The organism is Micromonospora sp. NPDC047730 (genome assembly GCF_043204765.1).
In the GTDB taxonomy this organism is placed as follows: domain Bacteria; phylum Actinomycetota; class Actinomycetes; order Mycobacteriales; family Micromonosporaceae; genus Micromonospora.
The window spans coordinates 130,882-156,754 of record NZ_JBIDCU010000004.1 but is presented as its reverse complement, the minus strand read 5'-3'; the positions used below and the strand labels follow the sequence as shown (position 1 = coordinate 156,754).

The window sequence follows — 25,873 nt, the reverse complement described above, 5'->3', positions numbered from 1 at the left end:
CCGCGGCCAGGCGCAGCATCCGCGCTGCGATGAACCGCTCGCGTAGCGCGACGACGTGACCGTGACCCCGATCAACCCGCGCCTGGTCTTCGTGCCGCGCCTGCGCCTCCACCAGCTGATGGTGCACGCCGAGCCGCCGAGGTCCGTGGCGCCCCAGCTGGTCGGCCCTGCTTGTCGCCCCGTGTCCAGAGCACGGCCCGCCGGCATAATGCCTACGTGTCGCACGCCGATCTCACGTTGTCTGCTTGGTTGGACCTGTCCGACGAGGCCGCCGGCCGCACCGCCGCTGCCATCGCGCGTAGCACCGAGGTCCGTCTCGCTGGCATGGGTCCGCATGCGTACGTTGGCCGGACCGGGCGGGTCGCATTTTTCGATCGCGACGGCATCCGCTACGCCCTGGTGCCAGGCGGCACCGTACAGCTCGGCCATGACGCCGACCGCTTCGTTCCCAGCGCCCGGCAGCTCACCGACTTCACCACGGCCACCGCACAGTACGACCTGACCAGGCCGCTCGGCCGTTTCGTAGCCGAGGCCACCTCGCCGCCGCGCCACGTGTTTCTACCGGCCCGGCTCGTCGCGGTTCGCGCCGAGGAAGCCGACGCGCTGCTGGCAGCCGACGACGAGGCCGATGATCTCGACGACAGCGACGAGGAGTACGACCACGCCTGGCTGATGGCCGGACTCGATCGCCGCGGCCTGCGACCGCCGACTCCCGACGAATGGGAGTACGCCTGCGCCGCCGGGGCCACCCACCTGTTCCGCTGGGGCGACGAGTATCCCGAGGGCGAACCCTACGGCGACGTGCCCCTCATCCAAGAACCGAACCTGTTCGGCCTGGTCATCGGAGACGACCCGTACCGGGCCGAGTTCACCACCGACCCAGCGGTCCTGTGCGGCGGAGACGGCGGCGCGGCACTGTGCGGTGGCTATGGCAGGTTTCTGACCTGGCTCACCCTCGCCACCGCCTACCGCGACCCGGACCTGGCGGAGGCCGTCTACGACGGCGGCCTCACCGGAGAGACTCCGGTGCGTCCCGTCCTGGAGATACCTTGATCAGTGGTTCAATCCCGCGTCAGGCGCTCAGCGTGCTCAGTTTCCTTCGTTGAGACGTCGCTGTGTCGACTGCGGTGCAGCCGCCACCGAGTGGTTGTGTCGTCCGGGCCCCGCAGCTCGCCGCTGGACAGCGCCAGGTCGATGCGTTGACGGACGACAGGTTCCATGTCGGGCTCGACAGCGAACAAGATCCTCAAATGCAACTCGCCATCGACCCAGTCCGCGTGACTGTGGTGCGGCGCCAGGGGGCACGGCGGCTCATGATCCCAGCGTCCGCACAACGCCGCCGTGATCGCTGCCCCCGGGGCCCGCAGATCTGCCCCCGCCTCCATGACGAGGACTGCCTCATGAGCGAACGCCTGTCGCACGCGCTCAGTGTCTCAGGAGGCTTCGCGCCGCAGGCCAAGAACCCCCGGAACGTGCCTGAGCCGCAAGCCTGCCAGTGAGCTGTTTCAACCCTGACGTGGAGCTGGCGTGACGGTTCACCACTGGCCCCACCCGCGGGGCCGATCTCGCCAAGAGTCAAGTAACGGTGCGTGAGGCCAAGACTGCTGGTGCGGCTGCGCGGCAGTGCGCGGATCTGCCGATGAGCGGATGCCATTCGCTCATCGGCATAGCGCACCGGCCGTCCACCGGCGACGTGCCGGTTCGGACGCGAGTGCGGCGGTTCACGCTGTCAGACACGTTGGTAGGCACCGACGCCGATATGACCTTCAGCGCCGACCCCCGCCCACCAGTTGCATCAAGCGTCCGGATGGTAGGCGAGGTTGACGGTGAGTGCGGCCAGAGCGAGTCCGAAGAAAAGTGCCCAGGCGCCGAGTCGGAAATTACCCGCCCGAATATGTGCGCCCAGCGCGCCAAGGAAGTACAAGACCAGACCGGCTGCCGCGAGCGTACTCACGACCGGCACGACCAACCCGGCCAGCAAGCCGAGCGCGCCCGCGCCCAGGAGCATTCCCAATGGTCGTACCCACGATCGGGGTATCCGATTACGGTCCGCCTCCGTCTTTGGGTATTCGTGGCCGATCACGTTTGCGATGGCGGCCGAACCGTTGAGGGCTGAGGCGAGCAGGGTCACCGTGAGATAGATGGCGAACATCGGCGTCTCCGTATGTGTAAAAGTGGCGGTTGACCAGTCGCTCACAGACGAGGTGACGACCCCGATGTGTGACACGGTGTTGAGTGTTCTAACTCACAGCGCTATGGCTGTCAGCTTCTGTGGGTTGCTGACGACGTGGATGGTCTGAACCAGACCCTCCACCGTGTGCAGGGTCATCGCGAGCACCGGCGTTCCGTCACAGCGGACGACGACACCGGGGCCACCGTTGAGGTGGAGCACCCCGGCCGTCGAGCCCACCGGCTGTTGCCGGGAGAGAACGACGATGGCCCGGGCCACGAGGTCCGAACCGTGGATGAGCTTGCGTGGCGCACCGGTGAGGCCGCCGCCGTCGCTGACCATCGTCACGTTCGGTGCCAGAACCTCGACGACCACGCGTCGCTGCAGCTCGACGTGGGCATCCTGGCCGCGCCGGGCGTCGAGCGCGTGGAGTGGCTCGACCGAGAGGAGTTCATGGTCGGCGCGCCGACGCTGTGCGTTGACGGGATGACGGCCGCGGTCGCCAACGTGCTGGCCGACCCCCGCGTGCGGGTGTGAGAAGCCTGCATCGGCACGAGACATCTCCGCTACGCCGGCGACCGGCCTGGGAGCATCGCGGCGGCGCGCGGACATCGAGTTGTCCGGCGTGGAGGAGGGCAAGCCAGTTCGCACCCCGCGCAGTTCCTCGACGGTCAGTTCGAGGAAGCCGACTGGACCGAGCCCGGTGACGTCTTAGTCGGCGAGCACTGGCGCATCCTCATCTGCCGCGATCCGCGCGCTACGCAGGGTTACGTGACCGCTCGCGGCTCGCGGTGCGGATCTGCCGATGAGAGGGCGTCGCGGTCGCTGTTGTACCGATGTGAGTTCGCCGAGAAGTGGCCGTGAGCGCCGGCCTGGCCGCACAGGTCTTGCATGGCGACCGTACTTCTCGGCGATGTGCGGGTCCGCTGGCAGACGCTGATTGTCGGCGGGCTACAGGTTGTTGATTCGGGCCAGTAGGTCTGCCTCGGTCAGGTTTTCCAGGACCGCGTCCTGCTTGCGGGCCAGGACCGCCAGCAGCTTCTCCTTCTCCAGCTTCTTGGTCGCCGCCGCCTTCGCCGCCTGGTCCTCCGTGAGGCGGACGGCGATGACGTGCTTGACGACCTCCAGCTTGGTCTCCAAGGTTGCCTTGGCTGGATTGGCCTCGGTGGCCACGAACGACTCGGTGTCGACGGCCTTGAGCTCGGCGTTGACCGCCTTGGCCACATCATCGAGGCTGAAGCCGGACTTGGCGGTCAGCGGAAGCTCCCACAGCTGTTCAGTGGTCAGCAGTCCCTTGGCCGACGGATAGCGGAACTTCTCCCGTGTGGCCTTCTCGAAAATGGTCACGGTAGCCTCTCTGGAATATCTGGGTAGGGAATCAGAACTGGATGCTGATGAGGCGGCGCCGGCCGCCGGTCATGGTCACCTTGGCGACCACAGAGCTGCGGACCGTGGAGCTGAAGCCGAGGCCGGACAGCTGATCCGGAGACGGCTCGCACTTGGTGCGGTCGCCGAGAACCTCGAACACCTTGCGGTGCGGTTGCAGGTCGCTGCGGAGGAACTCGTTGTAGATCCCCCGCGTCGGCTGGTCATTCACGCACCCCTTCAGGATGAAGAAGTAGTGCCGGTTCCCGACCTCGTTGTCGTCGAAGTAGTTCGGCGAGTACATGATGGTGGACACCGGTACGAACTGTTCGGTGGTGATGCCCCACAACTCCTTGCCCGCACTGCCCGGCTGCACGTCCTTACCCGGCCGGAAAGCGGTGATCACCCCGCCGGCAACCGTCATCCGGCCCACCTCGACGGTCTCCTTGTGGCTGACCGCGCGCTCGTGGCTGTAATGCTCGATCTTCCCGTTGCTCTCGGTCTCGATGACGAAGCCGACCTGGGTGCTGTCCCGCTTGCGGTACTGGTTCACCTCGAGCCGGTACTCACCGTCGGGGACACGGTCGGTCCAGGTGACGTTCTCCACCGGCTCGCGGGAGAGCGTCCCGCCGGCGTTCATGTCGACGTCCAGCTTGTTGCGCTTCTCCTGGTACCAGATGTGGTCGCCGTTGGGTTCGTACACGTGCAGGTCTAGGTCGTCGTGGTTGAACCAGGACAGGCTCACCCGCAGCTTGCCGGTGACGTTGCCGCCGGCCCGCTTCACCTTCTCCCTGATCGAGTCGGTGACGTTGCCGCCGTACGACCAGCCGAAATCGTTGTCCCACTTGAACAACCGCGGAGCAGCCGGGCACCGGCCGGTGGTGAGGCTGACGAGGTGCGGCTCGTAGGTGTTGGCGACCCACAGGTCGATGGTGGCGGCGCCGGGCAGGATGTCCTTCATGAAGGAGACCACGGGGATCTCCTCCGGCTTGGCGTCGCGAAGGAGCGCACCTGACGACCGGGTGGTGGCCGCCTGCATGAGCAGCCCTTCGATGCCGTCCTTCATCCGTGCCTGGGTGTCGTTGTCGACCCACAGCACGTTGGTGACCGACACGTCGGACAGCCGGGCGAACCGTCGCTGCAACGACTCCTCGATACCCAGCTCGGCAATGGTCCTCATGGCGGCCTTGACCATGCCCGGGGTGATCAACGCCCTGGGGCGCTGGTAATTCTGCGGCGCCACCTTCGCCTCGAACGACCGGACCGCCTGCTCCAGGTCGACGCCCGCGGAGAGATCCTGGACGAGGGTGCCGATCACCGTGTTGCGGAACCGGGCCGCCGGGTTCATGGCGTTGGCGAAGACGAAGGCACGTCGGTCGGTCGCCTGGGTCCACCGGTTCTGCAGCGAGCGGAACTCGGTCACCGTCCGGCGATGCTCCGCGCCGCGGTAGAGGGCGTTGTCGTCGACGAGGTCGACGACGGTGTCCAGAGCGTGCCGGGTCAGCTCGGCCAAGCCACGCTGGAAGACCTGCACCGCGGCGTCAAAGTTGCCCTGTGCCGCGCCGACGTCCTCGATGCGATGCCGCTTCTCCACCCGGCCGTGCAGGTGGTGCCACACCTCGACCCGGCCGTCGCGCAGCGTTCGGGTCGTCTTCGTCCCGTACTGCGCCTGAGTGGACCGGAAGATGGTGGACAACGGCAGCGAAAGAACGAACTCGTCCAGAGCGGCGGCGACGACGGAGAAGACCGGGTCGGATGCCGACACCCCGGACCAGACGGTACGGACCCGCCCGTCGTGGATCTCGACGACGTTGCCGAAGTGCTTGATGAAACTGCGGCAGGTCGAGCAGTCGTACTCGGATCGCTCACGGAACCGCAGATTGGTGCCGGCGGGGAAGGAATCGAGAAAGGTGAGCCAGAGTGAGTCCCGGTCGAGACCGTCGCCGACGGCGTACAACTCACCCCTGGACATCGTGGACAGACGCGAAGTCACATCCGTCACGAACTGCTGGAAATCGCCCACCGTTTCATCCCCCTTGATCGCCGGAGATCCTACGCAGCGAACGCCAATCGGAGAAACGCGTTTCCGGCTGTCCGCGCGGTCACAGACGGGCGCCGGTGGCCGGCGGTCAGTCGACCGGAGCCCGTACGGCGGTGGGGTGCCGGGCCGGCGGTCAGCAGTTTCCGCCAGTTGGCCGGTGGCGCCGTTGAGTACATCCCGGCTCACGCTGTGGTTGCCTTCCCGGGCACCGACAGGCCTGGGTGGTCGAACAACTTCTCAGGCACGCCAGGCTCGCACCGAGGGACCGTGCGAGCGCGCGCTCGATCAGGTGCTCGTTCATGCCGCTTCAGGTGGGCTGGTGTTCATCGCAGGTGGTGACGCACGGTGATGTATGGCTATCTCTCCTGCTTCCGCTTCCCCTGTCGTGCTGGCCGATCAACTCGTTGTGCGCGCCGCGGTGTCGGCCTTCCTCGGCCGTTACCGTGGCCAGACTCGCGTCCACACCGAGTCCGACCTGCGGGTCTTCCTGCGCTGGTGCGCCGAGCGCGGCCTTGACCCGCTGGCTGCGGCGCGGGTGGATATCGAGCGGTACGTGCGTTGGCTGCAGGGCGTCCGCCGGTACCAGCCCTCGACGGTGTCCCGTCGACTGTCGGTCGTGGTCGGCTTCTATCGGGTCTGCGTCATCGACGCGATCCTGGAGCACTCGCCAGCCGACTACGTCCGTCGCCCCATGGTGCCGGCCGAGTCGCCGACCCTCGGACTGGGGCACCTACAGTTCGAGGCTTTGATCACGACCGCCCGACAGTCCTCGAACCCGAACGACTTCGCCCTCGTCGCACTCCTGGGCCTGCTCGGGCTGCGGATCTTCGAAGCCTGCGGGTCGAACATCGCCGACCTGGGTGAGGAGCACGGGCACCGGGTCCTACGCGTACGCGGCAAGGGAGGCAAGGTCGTGCTCGTCCCGCTGCCACCCGCGGTGGCCCGAGCCATCGACCGGGCCGTCGACGAGCGCACCAGCGGGCCGATCCTGCGCAATACCCTCGGTGTTCGGATGGACCGGCATGCCGCCACCCGCCGGCTCAAGCACCTGGCCCACACGGCGGGGATCCGGATGCCGAGGATGCACCCGCACATGCTGCGCCACACCTTCGTGACCACCATGCTCGACGCCGGCGTCAGCCTGCGTGACGTGCAGATCGCCGCCCGCCATGCCGATCCGCGAACCACCATGCGCTACGACCGCGCCCGTAAGAACCTCGACCGGCACCCCAACTACATCCTCGCTGCCTACATGGCCTCTGGAACATGATCAGCCGCTCACGGCTCTGCCGATGACCGGAAGTTGGGTGGCTGCATGCGCAGCGTCCTCCTAGGCTCCGCGATGTGGATGAATCAGAAGATCCCGTGACCCTGCGCCCCTTGGAACTGCAGGACGCCGATGTGATCGCAGAGTGGGCAGCAGACCCCGAGTTCTGTCGAACTGCTGACTGGACTGCCGACCTGCCCTTCACCGAGCGCCAGCGCTTTCACCAGACTCTCATCGAGTCACCTCCCCCCGGCCTGATCAGACTGGGGGCGATCCACGGAGGCCTCCTCGTCGGCTATGTCGATCTCCACGGCGACGAGCCCCACCGACGTGAACTGGGGTTCGTAATCGGCGAGCGAGGTCGCTGGGGTCAGGGGCTTGGGCGCCTCGCCGGGGCTGCAGCTCTCGACTACGCGTTCGACCACCTAGGGCTGCAGCTGGTCTGGGCTGAGGCCATGGATGCCAACCAGCGTTCCGTCCGCATCCTTCAGCGCCTCGGTCTGGTCGAAACCGGCAGAGGCGACGAGGGTACTTTCCTCGGCCAGCCGACCCACTACCGACGGTTCGCGATCAGCGCCAGGGACTGGTGCGGTGGAACGCACTGAAATGCCGCAGATAGTGAAAGCTGTGACGTGCCCGTGCCCGTGCCCGTGCGCGGTGCTGAGGTGAGGTTGAATGGCCCCCGTGCCAAGCATGAGTCGGTCCCGGTACGCCGGCGTTCTCGCACATCACGACGACAAAGTCGTTCTCGTGTACGAGGAGTACCCACGGTGGGGCGGCCCCTACTGGAACATCCCGAGCGGGCGGATCGAGGACCACGAGACGCCGTTTGAGGGCGCCTGTCGAGAGTTGGCCGAGGAGACAGGTCTGGTCGTCGCAACCGCGGACCTCGTTCTTCATGGCACGGCGGCGGTGACCGGAGCAGTCACCGTCAGCCGGGTGTGGAACTTCACCGTCGACGTGGTGGATCCGACCCTGCACGTCCGCGACCCAGATGGTCTGGTTCAGGAGGCCCGCTGGTTCCCCGTCGAAGAAGCAAGCCGCTTGCTTCATGAGTTGCCCTACCGGCCGCTGTCGGAGCCGTCAGTTGCGGTCCTCACCCGTCAGGCTCAGCCGGGCGCCCATTGGGCGTATTCCGATCCGGAAGCGGAGCCGGTTGTCACCTACCCCAACGGGTGAAGGATATCTGCCACGTCCCTGTCCTGCTGATGACCAAGATGCCCCGAGACCTTGCTGGACCGCGGCGACGAGCCCCGCGGACGGACTACAGCGTGTTCGCCTCCCGAACCGTTCTCGATCTCTGTCGTTTACCGGATCTGCCGCAGACAACGCGCGGGTCGGCGCCAATCGCCGCTCGGTAAGCACCAGCGCCGACTACGTTCGTTAACCGGGAACAGCGACAGTCAGCCCGTGGGTGGGGCCAGTTATGGCCGTCCCGGTGGAGACCATCTCGTCCGTCATAGCCAGCCATCCCTGTCGCAGCAACCCGAATGATCCCAGCGAGAGACAGGGCAGCGGCCAAACGAGCAGCCAGTCGGCGAGCATGTGCGACAGGTCGCGGACCGGGACACCGTGCCGGCAACGCGGACCAGGCCAATGACCAGTGCCGGGGGAGCGACTCGTAACGGCGCAGGTCATGGCACAGGGTCTACGCCCGGCGCTGCCGGAAAATCCCTCTAGGATCTGCGCTGCGCAGATCCGCCACACTCGGCCTGCTGGCGGCCTTCGGCTGGCATTGGCCGGCACGGCGGACCTGGGTCGATGTCGATCCTAATCACCGAGGAAGCGGAGGCACAGGGCCTCGCTGTCCCGACATGTTTCGGCCACGCGTCGTACCTCACTCAGGATCTGCTCCTCGCCCGCACCTTCTGCCTGCTCGGCAAGGAAATCCAACTCGCTGAGGAACTGAGGCATGTCGACCGACGTGAGTTCCAGCAGACCGTACGGGTCGATCCGGTCCAGCATCGGCGTCCTCCCGCGATGCTGGACCCGCTCCAGCGCCGATGCGAGGCGAAACTGAACATCGCCGATCAGTGCTACCCGCGACTCGCGACGTCTTCACGGGCTCGTGCCCTGCTGTTCGACTCGGATCAGTTCAACATCGACACCCACCTGCGGAGTCTAATATGACAGCCCGGGTTCGTTATGTAGATGCCGGTTGATGGACGAGCTGTCCGCGCGGCGGTGGCGGCTGGCCCGCCGCGCATGACGCGGGCGTTGTCCCGCGCCTCCCGTCGGATGGGTGTGCCGGCCACGTCGATCCACCACGAGGAGTTCGACTTCCGCTGATCCCAGCCGCGAGCATCCGTGCGATAGCGTGCGGCCACATGGGATCCGTGGACCTGGTCTTGGCCGTCGTGGCCGCCGTGGCCAACCTGGCCGTCGCCGCCGTGCTGCTCGCCAGGAGCCGTGGCGGCACGGCGGTGCCCCGGATCTTCGGCCGCCCGCAGCCCTTCCCGCGCCTGCGGGCCACGATGCACGCCTGCCTGGGGCTGGGGGTGGGCGTCGGCTGGCTCGTCAAGGACATCTTCCCGCCCCACTCCACGGCCGACGCGGTGCTGTTCAACGTGGTGAGGATTCTGCTGGTGGCTGGCCTCGTCACCGCCCTGCTGGGTGCCTTTCAGCACGCGCGATCCATCCGTGACAAGGCCGCCCGCTAGTGCGGTGGCCGCTATGTCGGGGAACGCCTGATGTTTCCGACGTGACCGAGGATCTTTGCGGCCATGATGACACCCGATGCGAGGTGGTTCGGCCACGGCATGGTGCTGATCATCGCGCTCGGCAGGTCACTGATTTGTTGCCGGAGCTGGAGGAGGTGATGTCGGACCACCTCGACCACCCGGCGCCGCCACACTGGCTGCCGATCCGCAGGCCCTCGCCGTCGCAGCGCGGGTCCCGCTCAGTCGAGCGCCGACTCACCGCCAGGGTAGGCGAAGGACGAGCGTGGTGAATAGAAGCCCCAGACGATTTCGAGCGGCTCAGCGGGGCGCAGGGCGTAGACCGAGTGGCCGGGTGCCAGGAACTCCACCGACTCGATCTCGAAGGGGTCGACCGGCTCCGCCACGAAGGGGTAGTTCCCGCTCACCAGCCTGCCGCCGAGTTGAGTGAGGTAGCGGAGCTGTCCCCGGTTCACGGCATCACCGGTGCGGCCGACCCGGGCCGTCGTGCGGATCACCGGTACGCCGTCCGCCTCCGTGGTGGCGACCATCCGGTGCCCCCTCACCTCGATCGTGGTGGTACCCGCGCTCGCCGGCGCGCCCCGGGCGGCGGCGTAGTCGCGTACCACCGGGCTGGAGTTGAAGTAGTGCGTCCACCAGCGGCCGGGGGTCACCCCGTCCGGGGCGTCGACTCCAGACAGGTCCGGACCGAGATACGTCAGCGAGTATGCGCCGAAGCCGGACGTCTGCGTGGCGTCGTCAACGACGTACTGGTTCATGAAGACCTGCCGGTTCGGGGCGGGCTTGAGGCCCTCCGGCACCAACGCGGCAACCGCGTCGGGGTCGGCCGGAACCCAACCGAAATAGATCATCCGGCTGTTCACCACGAGCTGCGGTGCGGTGAGCTCAGTCACGAGAACCCCTTCCACGCATCCGATCGGTTGCCACGACGCTACGTGCCGCACGCCGCATAGACACCGACGGATTGGCGACACCGGGGGCGCCGGCAACGGTCGCACCGACCGCCGTTTCCGATCGGCCTTGGCGGTGGTCCTGATCGGCTCGGTGACGCGTGAGCGCATCGAGGTGGTGGCCGATCCGTAGGCCCCCCTCTCTCGGCAAGCGCCGCCGCGGCTGTCGCCACCCTCGCGAACGAACTGAGGACATCCGGGTGAACCCCGTCAACCCGGGGATGGTCAACACCGAGATGGCGATGAACGAACGCCTGCTGAGGCGTACATCCCCGGCGTGGAGACCCCGACCCTCGCGGATGTGGTCAGGCGCGCTGGGCGAGGGCGTCGACCAGACGGCGTGCCGAGCCGGCCAGGTTCCACTCGCCGGCCAGCTCCAGCAGCCGGTCCGGGTTGGCCGGGGCGCTGGGCAGCGCGGTGGCCAGCTCGGGCAGCGGCACGTCGAGGGCGACCCGGACCACCTTCGGCGCCACGGCCAGGTAGTCCCGCGCGGCGGCGAGCTTGGTGCGCAGCCCGGGGGCGAAGCCGGAACCCGGCTCGTCCAGGGCGGCCAGGATGCCCGCGATGTCGCCGTAGCGTTCCACGAGCCGGGCGGCCGTCTTCTCGCCCACGCCAGGCACCCCGGGCAGCCCGTCGCTCGGGTCCCCGCGCAGGGCGGCGAAGTCGGCATACCGGGCGGCCGGAACCCCGTAGCGGGATCGCACGGCGGCGTCGTCGCAGTCCTCCAGCTTGGCCACGCCCCGCCCGACGTAGAGCAGTCGCACCGGGCGGGCGTCGTCGACGAGCTGGAACAGGTCCCGGTCGCCGGAGACCACCTCGACCGGCGCCGGCTGGGTCACCGACAGGGTGCCGAGCACGTCGTCGGCCTCGTAGCCGGCCGCGCCGACGTGGGTGATGCCGACGGCGTCGAGCACCTCCAGGATCAGCGGCACCTGTGGGCTGAGCGTGTCGGGCACCACCTCGCCGCCCTCGGGAGCCAGCCGGTGCGCCTTGTACGACGGCAGCAGCGCGACGCGCCACTCGGGTCGCCAGTCGTGGTCCATGGCGCAGACCATCCGGTCGGGCCGGCGGGTGCGGATCAGGGCCGCCAGCATGTCGAGGAAGCCGCGCACCGCGTTGACCGGGCTGCCGTCGGCGGCGCGGGCCGCGGACTCGGGGATGCCGAAGAAGGCCCGGAAGTAGAGGCTGGGCGCGTCGATGAGCATGATCGGGGGTCGCTGTGCCACGCCCGACAGCCTGGCACACCGCACCGACGTTCGGGGGGTACGGCACGGCGGGGACAGCCCGGCGGTCAGGGGCGCTCGTCGCCGGAGTAGAGCGTCTCGCGGCGGGCCAGGTACTGCACCGCGTAGCTCGTGACCAGCAGGGCGACCGCGAGCGCCACCTCGATCCAGGCCGCCGTACCGTCGGCGATCGTCAGGCCGACGATCAGCAGCACCAGGCCGGCGACCGCGAGGATCCCGGACCAGAGCAGGCGGCGGCGGCGCGCCGCGGCGCGGGCCGGGTCGTTCGGTGCCACGGCTGTAGCTCCTCTCCGCCGGCGATGCGCTCGCGGCTCCAGGCTATCGGCGCGACCGGCCGGTCGCGCCGGAACCGTGCTGCGAGCGCCCCGACGAGGGGCGCAGACTGGCCGGTGTGACGTTCGTTCCCGGCCTGACGCTCGGCCGACGGTTCCACGACGAGGTGCTCGCGCCGATCCTGCGCCGGCGCTTTCCCGGCCTGCGCTACGCGGCCGGCCTGCTCGACGGCGGCTCGGAGCTGCTCGGGCTGGACACCGCGCGTTCCACGGACCACGACTGGGGGCCGCGGGCGCAGCTCTTCGTGGCGGCCGCCGACGCGTGGCGGATCCCGCGGCTGCACGCCGCGCTGGACGCCGACCTGCCGGCCGACTTCCTCGGCTGGCCGACCCGGTTCGCCGGCCACGGCCGCCTCGGCGTGGTCGACCCGGCGGGCGTCCGGCACGGGGTGAAGATCGACGAGCTGGTCGGCTGGTGGCGCGACCGGCTCGGCTTCGACCCGGCCGCCGGGGTCACCACAGCCGACTGGCTGGCCATCCCGACCCAGCGGCTGGCCGAGGTGACCGGCGGCGAGGTCTTCCACGACGGCCTCGACGGGGCGCTCACCGGGGCGCGGGCGGCGCTGCGGTGGTACCCGGACGACGTGTGGCGGTACGTGCTCGCCGCCGGGTGGACCCGCGTCGCCCAGGCGGAACACCTGCCCGGCCGCTGTGCCGAGGTCGGCGACGACGTCGGCAGCCGGATGGTCACCGCCGGGCTGGCCCGGGACGTGATGCGGCTCGGCCTGCTGCTGCGCCGCCGCTGGCCGCCGTACGACAAGTGGCTGGGCACGGTGTTCGGCCGGCTGCCCGGCGCGGGGCCCGTGGTCGCGGCCCTGGCCGACGCGCTGGGCCCGGGCGACTGGCCGCGCCGGGAGGACGGGCTGGTCCGGGCGCTGGAGGCCGTCGCGGCCTGGACCGACGACACCGGGCTGGCGGCGCCGGTGGGCGCCCGGCCGCGCCCCTTCCACCGCCGGCCCTTCCTGGTCCTGGACGCCGGCCGGGTCGCCGCCGCGCTGCACGCCGCCGTCACCGACCCGGCCCTGCGCGAGCGGCCGCCGGTCGGTGCGGTCGACCAGTTCGTCGACAGCGTGGACCTGCTGACCCACGCCGACCGGGCCCGCCGGCTGGCCGGCGCGCTGCCCGTCGTGCCGGACGGGCCGGGCTGAGCGCGGGGTCGGGCCGTCAGCGGCCCGTCGGTACGGGGCTCGCCCGGCGGTCGTCGGCCGCCCGGTCGTGGTCGGTGAGGTCGCGCAGGCGCCGGACGGGGGACAGCAGCAGCGCCAGGGGCGTGCAGACCGCCGCGAACGCGAAGACCAGCAGGGTGGCGCGGGTCCCCGCGACGCCGGCGAGGGCGCCCGCGAGCAGGCCGCCAACCGGGATGGCTCCCCAGGAGACGAACCGGACGGTCGCCATCACCCGGGAGAGCAGTTCGGGCGGGCTGGCGATCTGCCGGTAGGTCCGGGTGGTCACGCTGAGCACCACGACGCCGGCCGCGAAGACGACGTTGCCGACCGCGAAGGCGACGTACGCCGGCCAGCCGGTGCCCCAGGGGACGACGAACGCCCCGCCGACCGACACGAAGCCGGCGACGACCAGGGCCCGGGCGGTCCCGATCCGGGCGGTGATCCGGGACGTCAGCGCGGCCCCCACGAGCGATCCGATGCCCTCGACGGCGAGCAGCAGGCCGACCAGGCCCGCCGGGGCGTGCAGCTCGCGCACCAGGTGCAGCGGGTAGAGCGCGAGCTGCGCCCCGCAGACGAAGTTCACCGCCGTCGCGGCCCACATGCCGGGGCCCATCACCGGGTGGTACGCCACGAAGCGCCAGCCCTCGCGGATCATCTCCCCGACCGGCGGCCAGCGGTCCGGCGCGTCGACGCGGCGGGCGGGCAGGGAACGGAGCAGGGCCGCCGAGACGAGATAGCCGGCGGCGTCGACGAGCAGGGTCGGCACCGCGCCGAGCGCCTGCACCGCGAGGCCGCCGAGCGGCGGCCCGCCGAGCTGGGTGGTGGCGTGCGTGGCGGAGGTCAGGCTGTTGCGGGACTGCAGTTGGTCCCGGTCGACGATGCTCGGCAGGAAGGTCGAGTTGGCCACGTCGAAGAGCACCGTGGCGAAGCTGACCACCAGCGCGGTGACCACCAGGTGGGCGACGGTCAACCGGTCGGACCACCACGCGACCGGCACCGACGCGACGGCCAGCGCGCGGGCCAGGTCGGCGCCCACCTGCGTCCCGCGCAGCGGCAGCCGCTGCGTGACGACGCCGGCCGGCAGCCCGATCACGAGCCAGGCGACGTAGCTGGCCGCCGCGATGAGGCCCATCTCGAACGCGGTGGCGTCGAGCACCGTCAGCGCGGTCAACGGCAGCGCCACGGCGCCGACCGCCGACCCGACCGCGCTGGTCGTGCCGGCGGCCCACCACCGCCAGAACACCCCGGCTGCATGCCCGACGCCCATGTCGTCCGCCCCCGTCCGCGAGCCAGTGAGTTCCAATTTGAAACGGACTATAGTCGAGGGCGACGGAGCGGGCGGGGGTGGGATGTGCGGCGGGCCGACCTGGCGGACGCGGACTGCGGCATCGCGCAGGCGCTGGGCGTCCTCGGCGACTGGTGGACGTTCCTCATCGTGCGCGAGGTCGCCGGCGGGACGACCCGCTTCGACGCGCTCCACCGCGAGCTGGGCGTCAGTCGCCGGGCGCTGACCGAACGCCTGGCCGGGCTCGTCACGCACGGCGTGCTGGAGCGACGGCCCTACTCCGCGCACCCGCCCCGCTTCGACTACCTGCTCACCGCCAAGGGCGAGGGCCTGCTGCCGGTGCTCATCGCCCTGCAGGACTGGGGCACCCGGTACGTGATGGGCGACGGCGACCTCACCGCGACCGCCGACGCCGCCTCCGCCGAGGCGCGCCGCGTGCACGACCTGGTCGGCCGGCGGCTGCCCGACGTCGTCCTGCCCGGGCACGACGGCCAGCCGGTCGCGCCGGCCGACGCGCGGGGCTGGAACGTGCTCTACTTCTTCCCCGGGGCGTTCGCGCCCGGGGCACGGGCCCTTCCGCCGGGCTGGGGGGAGATCCCCGGCGCGGCCGGCTGCACGTTGGAGTCCACCAGCTACGCCGCCCGGCACGCGGACTTCCGGGCCGCCGGCGCGCGGGTCCTCGGAGTGAGCACCCAGCGGCCCGACCAGCTCGCCGACTTCGTGGCGCACGCCGAGCTGCCCTTCCCGCTGCTGTCCGACCAGGACGGCCGGCTCGCGGCGGGCCTGTCGCTGCCCACCTTCCGCGCCGGCGGCGTCGAGCGGTTCAAGCGCCTGACCCTGCTGGTCGGCTCCGACGCCGTCGTCCGCGCGGTGCAGTTCCCGGTGACCGACCCCGCCGGCTCCGTCGACGAGATGCTCGCCCTCGTCCGCCGCCGGGCCGCCCTCTGAGCGTCCGGCCGGGCAGCGCCCGTCGGCGCGCCGGGCCGCCGCCCGCGCCTCGTCCGGGAGCGCCCGCCGGAGCGTCGGGTGGGCTGGGTCGGCGCCCGAACGACCGTTAAGCTGACCGGTGTGGGATCCGAGAAGCTGTACCCGCCGCAGCGGCTGGCCGCCGCGCAGCGCGCCACCGCCGCCGCCGGGCTGGATGCGCTGCTGCTCACCCCCGGCTCAGACCTGCGCTACCTGACCGGCTACGACGCGCACGCCGGCGAGCGCCTGACCTGCCTGGTGCTGCCCGCCGAGGGCGAGCCGACGCTGGTCGTGCCCGCCCTGGAGCGGCCGGCCGCCGAGGCGTCCCCGGCCCCGGCCACCGGCGTGCGGATCGTCGACCACGCCGACGGCACGGACCCGTACCCTCTCGTCACCGCCGCCCTCGGCGGGCCGGTGGCGGCGGTCGGGCTGGCCGACCGGATGTGGGCCGAGCAGGTCCTCGCCCTGCGCGCCACGCTGCCCGGCGCCACCCAGCGGCTGGCCTCCGAGGTGCTGCGCGAGCTGCGCATCCGCAAGTCCCCGGCGGAGGTGGCGGCGCTGGCCGAGGCGGGCGCGGCGATCGACGCGGTGCACGACCGGATGGGGGAGTGGCTGCGGCCGGGGCGCACCGAGACGGAGGTCGCCGCAGACATCGCCGCGGCGATCCGGGCCGCCGGCCACGTCACCGTCGACTTCGTGATCGTCGCCGCCGGCCCGAACGGCGCCAGCCCGCACCACGGCACCTCCGACCGGCCGATCGGCGCCGGCGAGCCGGTGGTGGTGGACATCGGCGGCACCATGCCCTCGGGCTACCGCTCCGACTGCACCCGCACCTACGTCGCCGGCGGTCCGCCGCCGGCCGAGTTCGCCGACTACTACGAGGTGCTGCGTGCCGCCCAGGCGGCGGCGGTGGCCGCGGTCCGCCCCGGAGTGACCGCCGAGGCCGTCGACGCCGCCGCGCGGGAGCCGATCGCCGCCGCCGGCCACAGCGCGGCGTTCCTGCACCGCACCGGCCACGGCATCGGTCTGGACGGCCACGAGGAGCCGTACGTGGTGGCCGGCAACGCCCGCCCGCTGGAGGCGGGGATGGCGTTCTCCGTCGAACCGGGCATCTACCTGGCGGGCCGGCACGGCGCCCGCATCGAGGACATCGTCGTCTGCACCACGGACGGCGTGCAACGGCTCAACACCACCCCCACGGAGCTCATCGCGCTATGACTGTCGACCGGATCCTCCCCACCGACGAGGCCCACGACCTGCTCGACCTCGCCACCGAACTCGCCGACCGGGAGCTCGCCCCGAAGGCGGCCGGGTTCGAGGAGCGCGCCGAGTTCCCCCGCGAGGTGCTGCGCACCCTCGGCCGGGCGGGCCTGCTCGGCCTGCCGTACGCCGAGGAGCACGGCGGCGCCGCCCAGCCGTACGAGGTCTACCTGCAGGTGCTGGAGATCCTGGCCAGCCGCTGGCTCGCGGTCGCCGAGGCGGTCAGCGTGCACACCCTGTCCTGCTACCCGCTCGCCCAGTTCGGCACCGACGAGCAGCGCAAGCTGCTGCCGGACATGGTTGGCGGGGAACTGCTCGGGGCGTACTGCCTCTCGGAGCCGCAGGGTGGGTCGGACGCGGCCAGCCTGACCACGAAGGCCGTGCGGGACGGCGACTCCTACGTGGTCACCGGCACCAAGGCGTGGATCACCCACGCCCGGGTGGCGGACTTCTACAACATCTTCTGCCGCACCGGCGGGCCCGGCCCGAAAGGCATCTCCTGCCTGCTGGCCGACCGGGGCACGCCGGGCATCGCTCCGCAGGCCGCCGAGCGGACGATGGGCCTGCACGCCTCGCCGGTGGCACAGGTCGCCTTCGACGACGCCCGGGTGCCGACCGAGCGGCTCATCGGCGGGGAGGGGATGGGCTTCACCATCGCCATGTCCGCCCTGGACTCGGGGCGTCTCGGCATCGCCGCCTGCGCGGTGGGGCTGGCCCAGGCGGCGCTGGACTACGCGGTGGGCTACGCGAAGGAACGGCAGCAGTTCGGTCGGGCGATCATCGACTTCCAGGGGCTGGGCTTCACCCTCGCCGACCTGGCCACCCAGATCTCCGCCGCCCGGGCGCTGATGCTCTCCGCGGCCCGGCTGCGCGACGCCGGCCGGCCGTACTCGATCGAGGCGGCGAAGGCGAAGCTGTTCGCCACCGACGTGGCGATGCGGGTCACCACCGACGCGGTGCAGGTGCTCGGCGGCGCCGGCTACGTGACCGACCACCCGGTGGAGCGCTACATGCGTGAGGCCAAGGTGCTGCAGATCGTCGAGGGCACCAACCAGATCCAACGGCTGGTCATCTCCCGGGCGCTCGCGAAGGGCTGACGGTGCCCCGACGGGCCGGCACGACGCCTACGCCGTGTCGTGCCGGCGGGGGCGCGTCGTCGCAGCCGGGCGGTTTTCCCGGTAGGTTGCACGCCGTGGAGGAGATCGACCGCGCCATCGTCGCCGCACTGACCGCTGACGGTCGGCTGTCGTACACGGATCTGGCGGAGAAGGTGGGCCTGTCGGTGTCCGCGGTGCACCAGCGGGTGCGCCGGCTGGAGCAGCGCGGCGTGATCAAGGGGTATGCCGCCCGGGTCTCCTTCGAGGCCCTGGACCTGCCGCTGACCGCGTTCGTGGCGATCCGGCCGTTCGACCCGTCCCAGCCGGACGACGCCCCGGAGCGGCTGGCCCACCTGCCGGAGATCGACTCGTGCTACTCCGTGGCGGGGGAGGACTTCTACCTGCTGCTGGTGCGGGTGGCCAGCCCGACCGACCTGGAGCGGGTGCTCCAGGAGATCCGGACGGCGGCGAACGTGACCACCCGCACGACGGTGGTGCTGTCGACCCCGTACGAGAACCGGCCGCCGAAGATCAGTGCCGAGCTCCAGGCTCGGGCGCGTTCCCGCTCGGCGGGGGAACCGGCTGGTTCCACCACTGGATGACCCGCCGGCCGTGCTCATGACCGAGCACGCTGACGGTGGCGGTGTCCAGCCGTAGCAGCCCGCCGGCCGACGGCGGCAGGCCGACCCAGCGGGCGCCGAGCACCCGCAGGCTGTGGCCGTGCCCGACGAGGGCCACGGTGCCCCGGTCGAGCAGCGGGTGGACCCGGGCGAGCACCCGGTCGACGCGCTCGCCGACCTCGCTGGGGGACTCCCCGCCGGGGCAGCCGTCCGCCCAGAGGTTCCAGCTCGGGTGGTCGTCGTGGATGTCGGCGGTGGTGCGGCCCTCGTAGTCGCCGTAGTGCCACTCGGCGAGGTCGTCGTCGGTGCCGGTGACGGGGAGGCCGGCGAGCTGGGCGGTGCGCAGCGCCCGGGCCCGGGGGCTGGTGAGGACGGCGGCGACGTGCCGGCCGGCGAGGAACCCGCCGAGGGCGCGGGCCTGCCGCTCGCCGTCGGCGGTGAGCGGCAGGTCGGTGTACGAGGTGTGCCGGCGGCTGGCGCTCCAGGTGGTCTCGCCGTGCCGGATCAGCAGGATCTCTCCCATTCGTCCAGTCAACCAGAAGCCCGTCACTCCCGTTCACCTAGCTTCCTAGGACGCCATAGAGGGTGTGCAACCCACCACACGACACAGCCGAGGTTTCCGGCAGCCGGGTACGGGCACGCAGTCGGACGAGGGCACGGAGGGGCCGGCCCGGCGCAGAGGCAGGGGAGGCGACATGAGCTTCACCGACAAGGCGAAGAACAAGGTCGAGCAGTTGACCGGCGCGGCCAAGGAGCGGATCGGCGACGTCACCGACAACGAGCGGATGCGGGGCGAGGGCGCCACGCAGCAGAGCGACGCGCGTGCCCGGCAGGCCGGCGAGCGCATGAAGGAAGCCGGCCGCGACGCGAAGGACGCCTTCACCCGGTGACCCGTGCGCGATGACGGACCCTGGCGCGCATGCCGGGGTCCGTCATCGCGCACGGGGAACGGGCCCGGTCGCAGCTTCCAGCCCAGAACGCGGCCTGAGGACTGCGGCCTGGATCTGGGTGGTGTCCGGCCCGTAGCGTGCCATCCGTTTGCTGACGGTCGATGGCGCCACCGGCGTCAGGTTGATCAGCAGCAGCCCTGCGCGTCGGAATCCGGGCAGGCGGCCGGGTCTACGGTCAGCACGAGACCGAGCAGGTCCGCGAGGGCGTGCGCCAGCCGGGCGTCGGCCAGCTCGTACCGGGTGCGGCGGCCCTGCGGCGCCGCGACGACCAGGCCGCAGCCGCGCAGACACGACAGGTGGTTCGACAGGTTCTGCCGGGTCGTGCCCAGCAGTTCGGCCAGTTCCGCTGGGTATCCCGGCCCGTCGCGCAGCGCCAGCAGCAGCCGCGCCCGGGTCGGGTCCGACAGGGCATGACCGAAGCGGGCCAACACCTGCCCGTGCGTCAACGTCTCCACGCTGCGGATAGTACACCCAGTGATGTACTGATCGAGGTGACCGCCGCCTACGGCAAACCGGGTGAACCGTCGTGCGGACGTGTCGTCGTGGGTCGGAGACGTGCCACCCCCGGAGCCGGTGGTCGGCGCCGGGGGTGGTGGGGTGCGGGTGGGTCAGTCGTCGACGCGGTGGTCGGCCCACCACTTCTGCCCGGTCTCGGGCAGGGTGTCGATCGGGTCGTAGTAGGCGTAGCGCTTGTTGAGCGCCTCGGTGTCGGCGGACTCGATCGAGGTGCGGTAGTTCTTTGTCCAGTAGGAGATGCCGCGCTCGCGGTCGTACTCGGTGAGCATGTGCACCCAGCGCTTGCCGACGAAGGGGACGTCGCAGACGATGCGCGGGGTGGCGTAGCCGGGCAGGTAGCCCATGATGTCGTGCTGGAGCTGCTGGGCGTGCCAGACCGGGACGCGCCAGTGTTCGGCGTTGGGGATCATGTCGCACATGTAGAAGTAGTACGGCAGGATGCCCGCCTCGCCCTGGAGGGCGAAGCAGAGGTCGAGCAGGTCGGGGGCGGTGGCGTTGACGCCGCGCATGAGCACGCCCTGGTTGCGGACGTCGCGGACGCCGACGTCGAGGGCGGTCTGGGCGGCCCTGGCGACCAGCGGGGTGAGCGACTGGGCGTGGTTGACGTGGGTGTGGATGGCCAGGTTGACGCCGCGGCGGGCGGCGGTGCGGGCGACGCGTTCGAGGCCCTCGACGACGTCGGGCTGGAGCCAGTGCTGGGGCAGGCCCATGAGCGCCTTGGTGGCGAGCCGGATGTCGCGGATGGTCTCGATCTCGAGCAGCCGCATCAGGTAGGACTCGAGGTTCTTCCAGGGGACGTTGGCCACGTCGCCGCCGGAGACGACGACGTCGCGGACGCCGGGGTGGGCCTTGAGGTAGCTGATGTGGGCGTCGTAGCGGTCGACGGGCTTGAGGGTGAGCTTGAGCTTGTCGACGGTGGGGGTGGAGTTGCCGACGAGGTCCATGCGGGTGCAGTGGCCGCAGTACTGCGGGCAGGTGGAGAGCAGTTCGGCGAGGACCTTGGTGGGGTAGCGGTGGGTGAGGCCCTCGGCGACCCACATGTCGTGTTCGTGCAGGGAGTCGCGGCTGGCGTACGGGTGGGAGGGCCAGTCGGTGCGCCGGTCGGAGGCGACGGGGATCATGTAGCGCCGGATGGGGTCGGCGAGGAGCGCCTCGGTGGTCATCGGGGCGAACGGGACCATGGTGTTGAGCATCTGCGGCGGCACCAGCATGGACATGGTGGCCAGGGCCTTCTGGTCGGCCTCGAGGTCGGCGTAGAAGGTCTCGTCGACGAGGTCACCGAGCACGGTGCGTAGCTGCTTGATGTTCTTGACGCAGTTGACGCGCTGCCACTGCGCGTTCTCCCACTGGTCGCGGGTGACGTGGCGCCAGCCGGGGAAGCGGGTCCAGTCGGGTTCGACGAGGGGTGCGCGGCGGTATTCGTAGGGCTGTCCGGCGGTGGGGACCGCGACCGGCGCGGGGCGGGACGCTGGGATGGTCTCCACCGGTTGTGTCTGGGTCACGGCCCCTCCTCGGGTGGTGCGGTTGATCAGCGATTCCGAAGGCTACTGGAAAATATCCGGTGAAGAAATTAGTCTGCCGGAAGTTTTCCCGCTACGCGAGCCCTGGCCGGGGCTTCGGGCGGCTTGACAGGGGGTGGTCGGCGTGACGTCACCGGTGGGTCTGCACCGCGTTGTCGAACCGGCGGGGGTGCTGCCGCAGGCGGCGTGGCGGCTCGACGCGAGCCCGGAGATCGCGGCGAACGAGGTCCGCATCCGGGTGGAGCGGTTGAACCTGGACGCGGCGAGCTTCCGGCAGCTGTGGGAGAAGCACGGCGGTGACGGCGACGCGGTCCGCGCCGAGGTGCTGGAGATCGTGTCGACCCGGGGGAAGATGCAGAACCCGGTGACCGGTTCCGGCGGGATGCTGATCGGCACGGTGGAGGAGGCGGGGCGGCGTTCCCCGCTGGGGTTGAAGGCGGGGGAGCGGGTGGCGACGCTGGTGTCGCTGACGCTGACGCCGCTGACGATCCTCGACGGGCTGGCGCGGTGGGACGGGCGCAGCGAGCAGGTGCCGTGCGACGGGTACGCGATCCTGTTCGCCCGGTCGATCGCGGCGGTGCTGCCGGCGGACCTGGATCCGCAGTTGTCCCTGGCGGTGCTGGACGTGTGCGGGGCGCCGGCGTTGACCGCGCGGGTGGTGGCGCGGCACGTGGCGGACCGGGAGCGGGCGGGGGACGCGTCGCCGGTGCGGGTGGCGGTGATCGGTGGCGCGGGCAAGAGCGGGTCGTTGTCCCTCGCGGCGGCGCGGCGGGCGGGCGCCGGCCGTACGGTCGGGGTGGTGCCGGTGGCGGCGGAGCGGGACGCGCTGACGGCGGCGGGTCTGGCGGACGTGGTGGCGTTGGCGGACGCGCGGGATCCGGTGGCGTTGTCGTCGGCGGTGACCGCGGCGCTGGGTGCGCCGGCCGACGTGACGGTGGTCTGCGTGGACGTGCCGGGTTGTGAGCACGGGGCGGTGCTGGCGACCGCGGACGGCGGCACGGTGGTCTTCTTCTCGATGGCGACGAGTTTCGCGGCGGCGGCGTTGGGCGCGGAGGGTCTGGCGGCGGACGTGACGATGCTGGTGGGCAACGGCTACGTGCCGGGGCACGGGGAGCTGGCGTTGGGGTTGTTGCGGTCGGAGCCGGGGGTCCGGGCGCTGTTCGAGTCGCGGTTGGCGGCAGACTGATTGTCATGACGAACCCCTCGACTCTGTACCGCGGCGGCGTGCTGCACTGTCCGGCCGATCCGAGCGCGACGGCCCTGTTGGTGACCGACGGCAGGATCTCGTGGTTGGGGGCGGACGCGGACGCGCCGGCGGCCGACCGGGTGGTGGACCTGGACGGGGCGTTGGTGACGCCGGCGTTCGTGGATTCGCACGTGCACGCGACCGACACGGGGTTGGCGTTGTCGGGGCTGGACCTGTCGGCGGTGCGGTCGGCGGGGGAGTTGCTGGACGCGGTGGCGGCGTTCGTGGCGGGGTTGCCGTCGGACGCGGTGGTGCTGGGGCACGGGTGGGACGAGTCGAGTTGGCCGGTGCCGGATCTGCCGGATGCGGCGACGCTGGATCGTGCGGCCGGGGGGCGGCGGGTGTATCTGTCGCAGGCGTCGATCCATTCGGCGTTGGTGTCGGCGGCGCTGCTGGCGGCGTGTCCGCAGGCGGCGTCGGCGGCGGGGTTCGACCCGTCGGGTTGGTTGCGGCGTGACGCGCACCACGTGGTGCGGGCGGCGGCGTTCGGGTCGGTGACGCGGGCGCAGCGGGTGGCGGCGCAGCGGGCGGCGTTGGCGCACGCGGCGTCGTTGGGCATCGCGGCGGTGCACGAGTGCGGTGGTCCGGAGATCTCCGACGAGGAGGACTTCACGGGTCTGCTGGCGTTGTCGGGCGACGGCGTGGCGGAGGTGTACGGGTACTGGGGTGAGCTGCTGGGTGCGGCGCGGGCCCGGGAGTTGGGCGCGGTCGGGGCGGGGGGTGACCTGTTCGCCGACGGGGCGTTGGGGTCGCGTACGGCGCATGTGTCGCGGGACTACCTGGACGGCGACGGGGGCTGCGGGCACGGGTACGTCTCGGCGGAGCAGGTGCGGGACCATCTGTTGGACTGCGCGGCGCACGGCATGCAGGGCGGGTTCCACGCGATCGGTGACGCGGCGATCTCGACGGTGCTGGAGGGTTTCGCGGGCGCGGCGGAGAAGCTGGGCACGGATCGGGTGCGGGCGGCGCGGCACCGGGTGGAGCACGCGGAGATCATGAACAAGCGGCTGATCGCCGGGTTCGTGGAGTACGGGATCGTGGCGAGCATGCAGCCGGCGTTCGACCGGTTGTGGGGCGGTGCGGGCCGGATGTACGAGTCGCGGTTGGGCCTGGACCGGTCGTTGGAGTCGAACCCGATGGGGGCGATGCACGGGGTCGGGGTGGCGTTGGCGTTCGGGTCGGATTCGCCGGTGACGCCGTTGGATCCGTGGGGTTCGGTGCGGGCGGCGGTGTGGCACCACAATCCGACGCAGCGGATGAGTGTGCGGGCGGCGTTCGCGGCGCACACGCGTGGCGGGTGGCGGGCGGTGCACCTGGACAACGAGGGTGTGCTGGCGTTGGGGGCGCCGGCGACGTTCGCGGTGTGGTCGACGCCGGCGGGGGTGGAGCGGGGTCTGCCGGTGTTGTTGGCCGAGGACCTGGAGGCGCGGGGTCCGGAGGATCCGACGCCGTTGCCGGTGTGTCGGCGCACGGTGCTGCGTGGTGACGTGATCTACGAGGAAGGGTCGGCGTGAGCGAGCGTGGCGGGTGGTTCGGTGGGGGCGCGGGTCGCGTCGTCGCGGGCCGGAGTGAGGTGACGGTGTGACGGGCAAGCTTGACCTGGATCCGCGGTTGGTGGTGCGGGCGCGGGAGTTGGCGCGCCGTGCCGGGCAGCCGGTGGTGGATCTGGCGCGTAGCCACACGACGGTGTCGGTGGAGCGGGCGGTGCTGCGGTTGGCGGGGGTGACCGGCGCCGACCCGGATGGCATTCCGTGGGTGAACCGGCTCGTCGACGCGGTGGTCGCGGACGTGGGGTTGGGGCACGGGGTGGCGGTGCCGGTGTTCGACGCCATGGCGCGGGAGCAGATCGCCGATGTGACGTTGCTGGCGCAGAAGGCGGCGGCGGGGTCGGTGCGGTTCGAGGTGCCGTCGGGGAAGGCGGCCACGGTGGCGCGGAAGGCGGCGCGGAAGGCCGTGGCGGCCGGTATCCGGCTGGTCGACCGGCGCCGTGTCGAGCGGGAGCGTCTGGTCAAGCGGTACGGGGATCCGAAGCAGCGGCCGTGGATCTACCTGATCGTGGCGACGGGGGACATCTACGAGGACATTCCGCAGGCGCAGGCGGCGGCGCGGGCGGGTGCGGACATCATCGCGGTGATCCGGTCGACGGGGCAGTCGCTGCTGGACTATGTGCCGGAGGGCGCGACCCGGGAGGGGTTCGCCGGCACGTACGCGACGCAGGAGAACTTCCGGCTGATGCGGGCGGCGTTGGACGAGTCGTCGAAGGAGTTGGGCCGGTACGTGCGGCTGACGAACTACGCGTCGGGGCTGTGCATGCCGGAGATGGCGACCCTCGCCGGCCTGGAACGGCTCGACATGATGTTGAACGACTCGATGTACGGGATCCTGTTCCGCGACATCAACCCGATCCGTACGTTCGTGGACCAGCGGTTCTCGCGGCAGGTGCACGCGCGGGCGGGGATCATCATCAACACCGGTGAGGACAACTACCTGACCACCGCGGACGCGGTGGACGAGGCGCACACGGTGACGGTGTCGCAGTTGCTGAACGAGTTCTTCGCGCACGAGGCGGGGCTGCAGGACTGGCAGTTGGGCCTGGGGCACGCGTTCGAGATCAACCCGGATGTGCCGGGGTCGTTCCGGTTGGAGTTGGCGCACGCGCTGCTGGCGCGGGAGTTGTTCCCGGACGCGCCGCTGAAGTGGATGCCGCCGACGAAGCACATGACGGGGGACGTGTTCCGGGGGAACCTGCTGGACGGGTTCTTCAACCTGGTGGGCACGATGACGGGTCAGGGGATCCTGCTGGTGGGGATGATGACCGAGGCGGTGGTGACGCCGTGGTTGTCGGACCGGGACATCGCGCTGCAGAACGTGCGGTACGTGCTGGGTGCGGCCGGTGGGTTGCACGAGGATTTCGTGCCGGCGCCGGGCGGGTTCATCCAGCAGCGGGCCAACCGGGTGCTCGGTGAGGCGGTGGATCTGCTGGAGCGCATCGGGGAGCAGTCGCTGTTGACGGCGATCGCCGAGGGCACGTTCGGGATCATGAAGCGGCCGGCGGACCGGGGCAAGGGTCTGGCGGGGGTGGCCGCGCACGAGGCCGACTACTTCAACCCGGCCACGGAGATCCTGGAAGGGGATGCGGCGTGAGCGCCGTCGAGGTCGGCGCGGTGGCGCCGGGCGGCGGGGCCGCCGAGAAGAAGATC

At 71.0% G+C, this 25,873-nt stretch carries 26 protein-coding genes and 1 pseudogene; 15 read left to right on the top strand and 12 right to left on the bottom strand.

The features are described 5' to 3' along the window. Positions 1–216 precede the first annotated feature (216 nt). On the top strand, positions 217–1,053 hold the full coding sequence (locus ACGF5G_RS12730; RefSeq protein ID WP_393262029.1) for a hypothetical protein: 837 nt from the start codon (positions 217–219) through the stop codon (positions 1,051–1,053). Positions 1,054–1,795: 742 nt separating this feature from the next. On the opposite strand, the gene ACGF5G_RS12725 is transcribed toward ACGF5G_RS12730, so the two are convergent. Together ACGF5G_RS12725 and ACGF5G_RS12720 are read right to left on the bottom strand one after the other, a co-directional pair. Further along, complete coding sequence (locus tag ACGF5G_RS12725; protein WP_393262027.1) at positions 1,796–2,152, bottom strand: DoxX family protein; 357 nt, start codon at positions 2,150–2,152, stop codon at positions 1,796–1,798. Positions 2,153–2,245: 93 nt separating this feature from the next. Further along, a pseudogene (locus ACGF5G_RS12720) lies at positions 2,246–2,539 on the bottom strand (RNA polymerase subunit sigma-24); the annotation flags it as partial. A 24-nt stretch (positions 2,540–2,563) separates the two neighbouring features. Between ACGF5G_RS12720 and ACGF5G_RS12715 the strand changes: the two are divergent. Continuing rightward, positions 2,564–2,707: a hypothetical protein gene (locus ACGF5G_RS12715; RefSeq protein ID WP_393262024.1), complete on the top strand. Its 144-nt coding sequence runs from the start codon at positions 2,564–2,566 to the stop codon at positions 2,705–2,707. A 414-nt stretch (positions 2,708–3,121) separates the two neighbouring features. Here ACGF5G_RS12715 and ACGF5G_RS12710 read toward each other — a convergent pair whose 3' ends face one another. Continuing rightward, on the bottom strand, positions 3,122–3,517 hold the full coding sequence (locus ACGF5G_RS12710; RefSeq protein WP_393262021.1) for a hypothetical protein: 396 nt from the start codon (positions 3,515–3,517) through the stop codon (positions 3,122–3,124). Between the two features lie 31 nt (positions 3,518–3,548). Then, positions 3,549–5,558: a hypothetical protein gene (locus tag ACGF5G_RS12705; protein ID WP_393262614.1), complete on the bottom strand. Its 2,010-nt coding sequence runs from the start codon at positions 5,556–5,558 to the stop codon at positions 3,549–3,551. A gap of 424 nt (positions 5,559–5,982) precedes the next feature. Here ACGF5G_RS12705 and ACGF5G_RS12700 point away from each other — a divergent pair, with 424 nt between their 5' ends. The 3 genes from ACGF5G_RS12700 (at position 5,983) to ACGF5G_RS12690 (ending at position 8,022) form a co-directional block, all read left to right on the top strand. Then, entirely contained in the window at positions 5,983–6,846 is an 864-nt protein-coding gene (locus ACGF5G_RS12700; protein ID WP_393262019.1) for a tyrosine-type recombinase/integrase, read from the top strand. Positions 6,847–6,920: 74 nt separating this feature from the next. Further along, positions 6,921–7,448, top strand: a complete 528-nt coding sequence (locus ACGF5G_RS12695; protein WP_393262016.1) for a GNAT family N-acetyltransferase — start codon at positions 6,921–6,923, stop codon at positions 7,446–7,448. A 70-nt stretch (positions 7,449–7,518) separates the two neighbouring features. Then, complete coding sequence (locus ACGF5G_RS12690) at positions 7,519–8,022, top strand: NUDIX hydrolase (protein ID WP_393262013.1); 504 nt, start codon at positions 7,519–7,521, stop codon at positions 8,020–8,022. A 591-nt stretch (positions 8,023–8,613) separates the two neighbouring features. On the opposite strand, the gene ACGF5G_RS12685 is transcribed toward ACGF5G_RS12690, so the two are convergent. After that, positions 8,614–8,808, bottom strand: coding sequence for a hypothetical protein (locus tag ACGF5G_RS12685; protein ID WP_393262010.1), 195 nt, complete (start codon positions 8,806–8,808; stop codon positions 8,614–8,616). Positions 8,809–9,170: 362 nt separating this feature from the next. On the opposite strand from ACGF5G_RS12685, the gene ACGF5G_RS12680 reads away from it, so the two are divergent. Then, a complete protein-coding gene (locus tag ACGF5G_RS12680; RefSeq protein ID WP_393262007.1) occupies positions 9,171–9,503 on the top strand; it encodes a hypothetical protein in 333 nt (110 codons plus the stop codon). Positions 9,504–9,742: 239 nt separating this feature from the next. Here the strand turns inward: ACGF5G_RS12680 and ACGF5G_RS12675 are convergent, their stop codons facing one another. The 3 genes from ACGF5G_RS12675 to ACGF5G_RS12665 all read right to left on the bottom strand — a co-directional run bounded on the left by ACGF5G_RS12675 (position 9,743) and on the right by ACGF5G_RS12665 (position 11,990). After that, complete coding sequence (locus ACGF5G_RS12675; RefSeq protein WP_393262005.1) at positions 9,743–10,414, bottom strand: hypothetical protein; 672 nt, start codon at positions 10,412–10,414, stop codon at positions 9,743–9,745. A 362-nt stretch (positions 10,415–10,776) separates the two neighbouring features. Next, positions 10,777–11,676, bottom strand: coding sequence for a 5'-3' exonuclease H3TH domain-containing protein (locus ACGF5G_RS12670; protein WP_393262611.1), 900 nt, complete (start codon positions 11,674–11,676; stop codon positions 10,777–10,779). 86 nt (positions 11,677–11,762) lie between these two features. Beyond that, positions 11,763–11,990 carry a hypothetical protein gene (locus tag ACGF5G_RS12665; RefSeq protein WP_393262002.1) on the bottom strand — a complete coding sequence of 76 codons (228 nt, stop codon included), beginning with the start codon at positions 11,988–11,990 and terminating at the stop codon, positions 11,763–11,765. 116 nt (positions 11,991–12,106) lie between these two features. On the opposite strand from ACGF5G_RS12665, the gene ACGF5G_RS12660 reads away from it, so the two are divergent. Further along, on the top strand, positions 12,107–13,195 hold the full coding sequence (locus ACGF5G_RS12660) for a DUF4037 domain-containing protein (RefSeq protein WP_393261999.1): 1,089 nt from the start codon (positions 12,107–12,109) through the stop codon (positions 13,193–13,195). Positions 13,196–13,211: 16 nt separating this feature from the next. Here ACGF5G_RS12660 and ACGF5G_RS12655 read toward each other — a convergent pair whose 3' ends face one another. Continuing rightward, positions 13,212–14,480 carry an MFS transporter gene (locus ACGF5G_RS12655; RefSeq protein ID WP_393262609.1) on the bottom strand — a complete coding sequence of 423 codons (1,269 nt, stop codon included), beginning with the start codon at positions 14,478–14,480 and terminating at the stop codon, positions 13,212–13,214. 84 nt (positions 14,481–14,564) lie between these two features. Here ACGF5G_RS12655 and ACGF5G_RS12650 point away from each other — a divergent pair, with 84 nt between their 5' ends. The 4 genes from ACGF5G_RS12650 to ACGF5G_RS12635 all read left to right on the top strand — a co-directional run bounded on the left by ACGF5G_RS12650 (position 14,565) and on the right by ACGF5G_RS12635 (position 18,423). After that, complete coding sequence (locus tag ACGF5G_RS12650; protein WP_393261996.1) at positions 14,565–15,446, top strand: winged helix-turn-helix transcriptional regulator; 882 nt, start codon at positions 14,565–14,567, stop codon at positions 15,444–15,446. A gap of 120 nt (positions 15,447–15,566) precedes the next feature. Beyond that, positions 15,567–16,682: a M24 family metallopeptidase gene (locus ACGF5G_RS12645; RefSeq protein ID WP_393261993.1), complete on the top strand. Its 1,116-nt coding sequence runs from the start codon at positions 15,567–15,569 to the stop codon at positions 16,680–16,682. Beyond that, the gene (locus tag ACGF5G_RS12640; RefSeq protein WP_393261991.1) at positions 16,679–17,821 is read left to right on the top strand and encodes an acyl-CoA dehydrogenase family protein; all 1,143 of its coding nucleotides are present in this window, start codon (positions 16,679–16,681) and stop codon (positions 17,819–17,821) included. The genes ACGF5G_RS12645 and ACGF5G_RS12640 overlap by 4 nt, the downstream gene beginning before the upstream one ends. 95 nt (positions 17,822–17,916) lie before the next feature. Beyond that, positions 17,917–18,423: an Lrp/AsnC family transcriptional regulator gene (locus tag ACGF5G_RS12635; protein ID WP_393261988.1), complete on the top strand. Its 507-nt coding sequence runs from the start codon at positions 17,917–17,919 to the stop codon at positions 18,421–18,423. Here the strand turns inward: ACGF5G_RS12635 and ACGF5G_RS12630 are convergent. Continuing rightward, complete coding sequence (locus ACGF5G_RS12630; RefSeq protein WP_393261985.1) at positions 18,353–18,964, bottom strand: histidine phosphatase family protein; 612 nt, start codon at positions 18,962–18,964, stop codon at positions 18,353–18,355. The genes ACGF5G_RS12635 and ACGF5G_RS12630 overlap by 71 nt on opposite strands. A 172-nt stretch (positions 18,965–19,136) precedes the next feature. On the opposite strand from ACGF5G_RS12630, the gene ACGF5G_RS12625 reads away from it, so the two are divergent. Next, positions 19,137–19,331, top strand: coding sequence for a CsbD family protein (locus tag ACGF5G_RS12625; RefSeq protein ID WP_393261983.1), 195 nt, complete (start codon positions 19,137–19,139; stop codon positions 19,329–19,331). Between the two features lie 185 nt (positions 19,332–19,516). Here the strand turns inward: ACGF5G_RS12625 and ACGF5G_RS12620 are convergent, their stop codons facing one another. Together ACGF5G_RS12620 and ACGF5G_RS12615 are read right to left on the bottom strand one after the other, a co-directional pair. Then, entirely contained in the window at positions 19,517–19,846 is a 330-nt protein-coding gene (locus tag ACGF5G_RS12620) for an ArsR/SmtB family transcription factor (RefSeq protein WP_393261981.1), read from the bottom strand. Positions 19,847–19,999: 153 nt separating this feature from the next. Continuing rightward, the gene (locus tag ACGF5G_RS12615; RefSeq protein WP_350705418.1) at positions 20,000–21,409 is read right to left on the bottom strand and encodes a lysine 2,3-aminomutase; all 1,410 of its coding nucleotides are present in this window, start codon (positions 21,407–21,409) and stop codon (positions 20,000–20,002) included. Between the two features lie 154 nt (positions 21,410–21,563). Here ACGF5G_RS12615 and ACGF5G_RS12610 point away from each other — a divergent pair, with 154 nt between their 5' ends. The 3 genes from ACGF5G_RS12610 (at position 21,564) to ACGF5G_RS12600 (ending at position 25,817) form a co-directional block, all read left to right on the top strand. After that, positions 21,564–22,613 (top strand): zinc-binding alcohol dehydrogenase, encoded by a 1,050-nt coding sequence (locus tag ACGF5G_RS12610; RefSeq protein ID WP_393262606.1) that lies wholly within the window; start codon positions 21,564–21,566, stop codon positions 22,611–22,613. 5 nt (positions 22,614–22,618) lie between these two features. Continuing rightward, a complete protein-coding gene (locus ACGF5G_RS12605) occupies positions 22,619–24,187 on the top strand; it encodes an amidohydrolase (RefSeq protein WP_393261978.1) in 1,569 nt (522 codons plus the stop codon). A gap of 67 nt (positions 24,188–24,254) precedes the next feature. Then, entirely contained in the window at positions 24,255–25,817 is a 1,563-nt protein-coding gene (locus ACGF5G_RS12600) for a lysine 5,6-aminomutase subunit alpha (RefSeq protein WP_393261975.1), read from the top strand. Positions 25,818–25,873: the final 56 nt, after the last annotated feature.

What these genes read in the sequence shown, in the direction of transcription:
- ACGF5G_RS12725 (WP_393262027.1), bottom strand. Translation starts at nt 2,152, where the DNA reads ATGTTCGCCATCTATCTCACGGTGACCCTGCTCGCCTCAGCCCTCAAC.
- ACGF5G_RS12690 (WP_393262013.1), top strand. Translation starts at nt 7,519, where the DNA reads ATGGCCCCCGTGCCAAGCATGAGTCGGTCCCGGTACGCCGGCGTTCTC.
- ACGF5G_RS12685 (WP_393262010.1), bottom strand. Translation starts at nt 8,808, where the DNA reads ATGCTGGACCGGATCGACCCGTACGGTCTGCTGGAACTCACGTCGGTC.
- ACGF5G_RS12680 (WP_393262007.1), top strand. Translation starts at nt 9,171, where the DNA reads ATGGGATCCGTGGACCTGGTCTTGGCCGTCGTGGCCGCCGTGGCCAAC.
- ACGF5G_RS12670 (WP_393262611.1), bottom strand. Translation starts at nt 11,676, where the DNA reads ATGCTCATCGACGCGCCCAGCCTCTACTTCCGGGCCTTCTTCGGCATC.
- ACGF5G_RS12655 (WP_393262609.1), bottom strand. Translation starts at nt 14,480, where the DNA reads ATGGGCGTCGGGCATGCAGCCGGGGTGTTCTGGCGGTGGTGGGCCGCC.
- ACGF5G_RS12640 (WP_393261991.1), top strand. Translation starts at nt 16,679, where the DNA reads ATGACTGTCGACCGGATCCTCCCCACCGACGAGGCCCACGACCTGCTC.
- ACGF5G_RS12630 (WP_393261985.1), bottom strand. Translation starts at nt 18,964, where the DNA reads ATGGGAGAGATCCTGCTGATCCGGCACGGCGAGACCACCTGGAGCGCC.
- ACGF5G_RS12625 (WP_393261983.1), top strand. Translation starts at nt 19,137, where the DNA reads ATGAGCTTCACCGACAAGGCGAAGAACAAGGTCGAGCAGTTGACCGGC.
- ACGF5G_RS12605 (WP_393261978.1), top strand. Translation starts at nt 22,619, where the DNA reads ATGACGAACCCCTCGACTCTGTACCGCGGCGGCGTGCTGCACTGTCCG.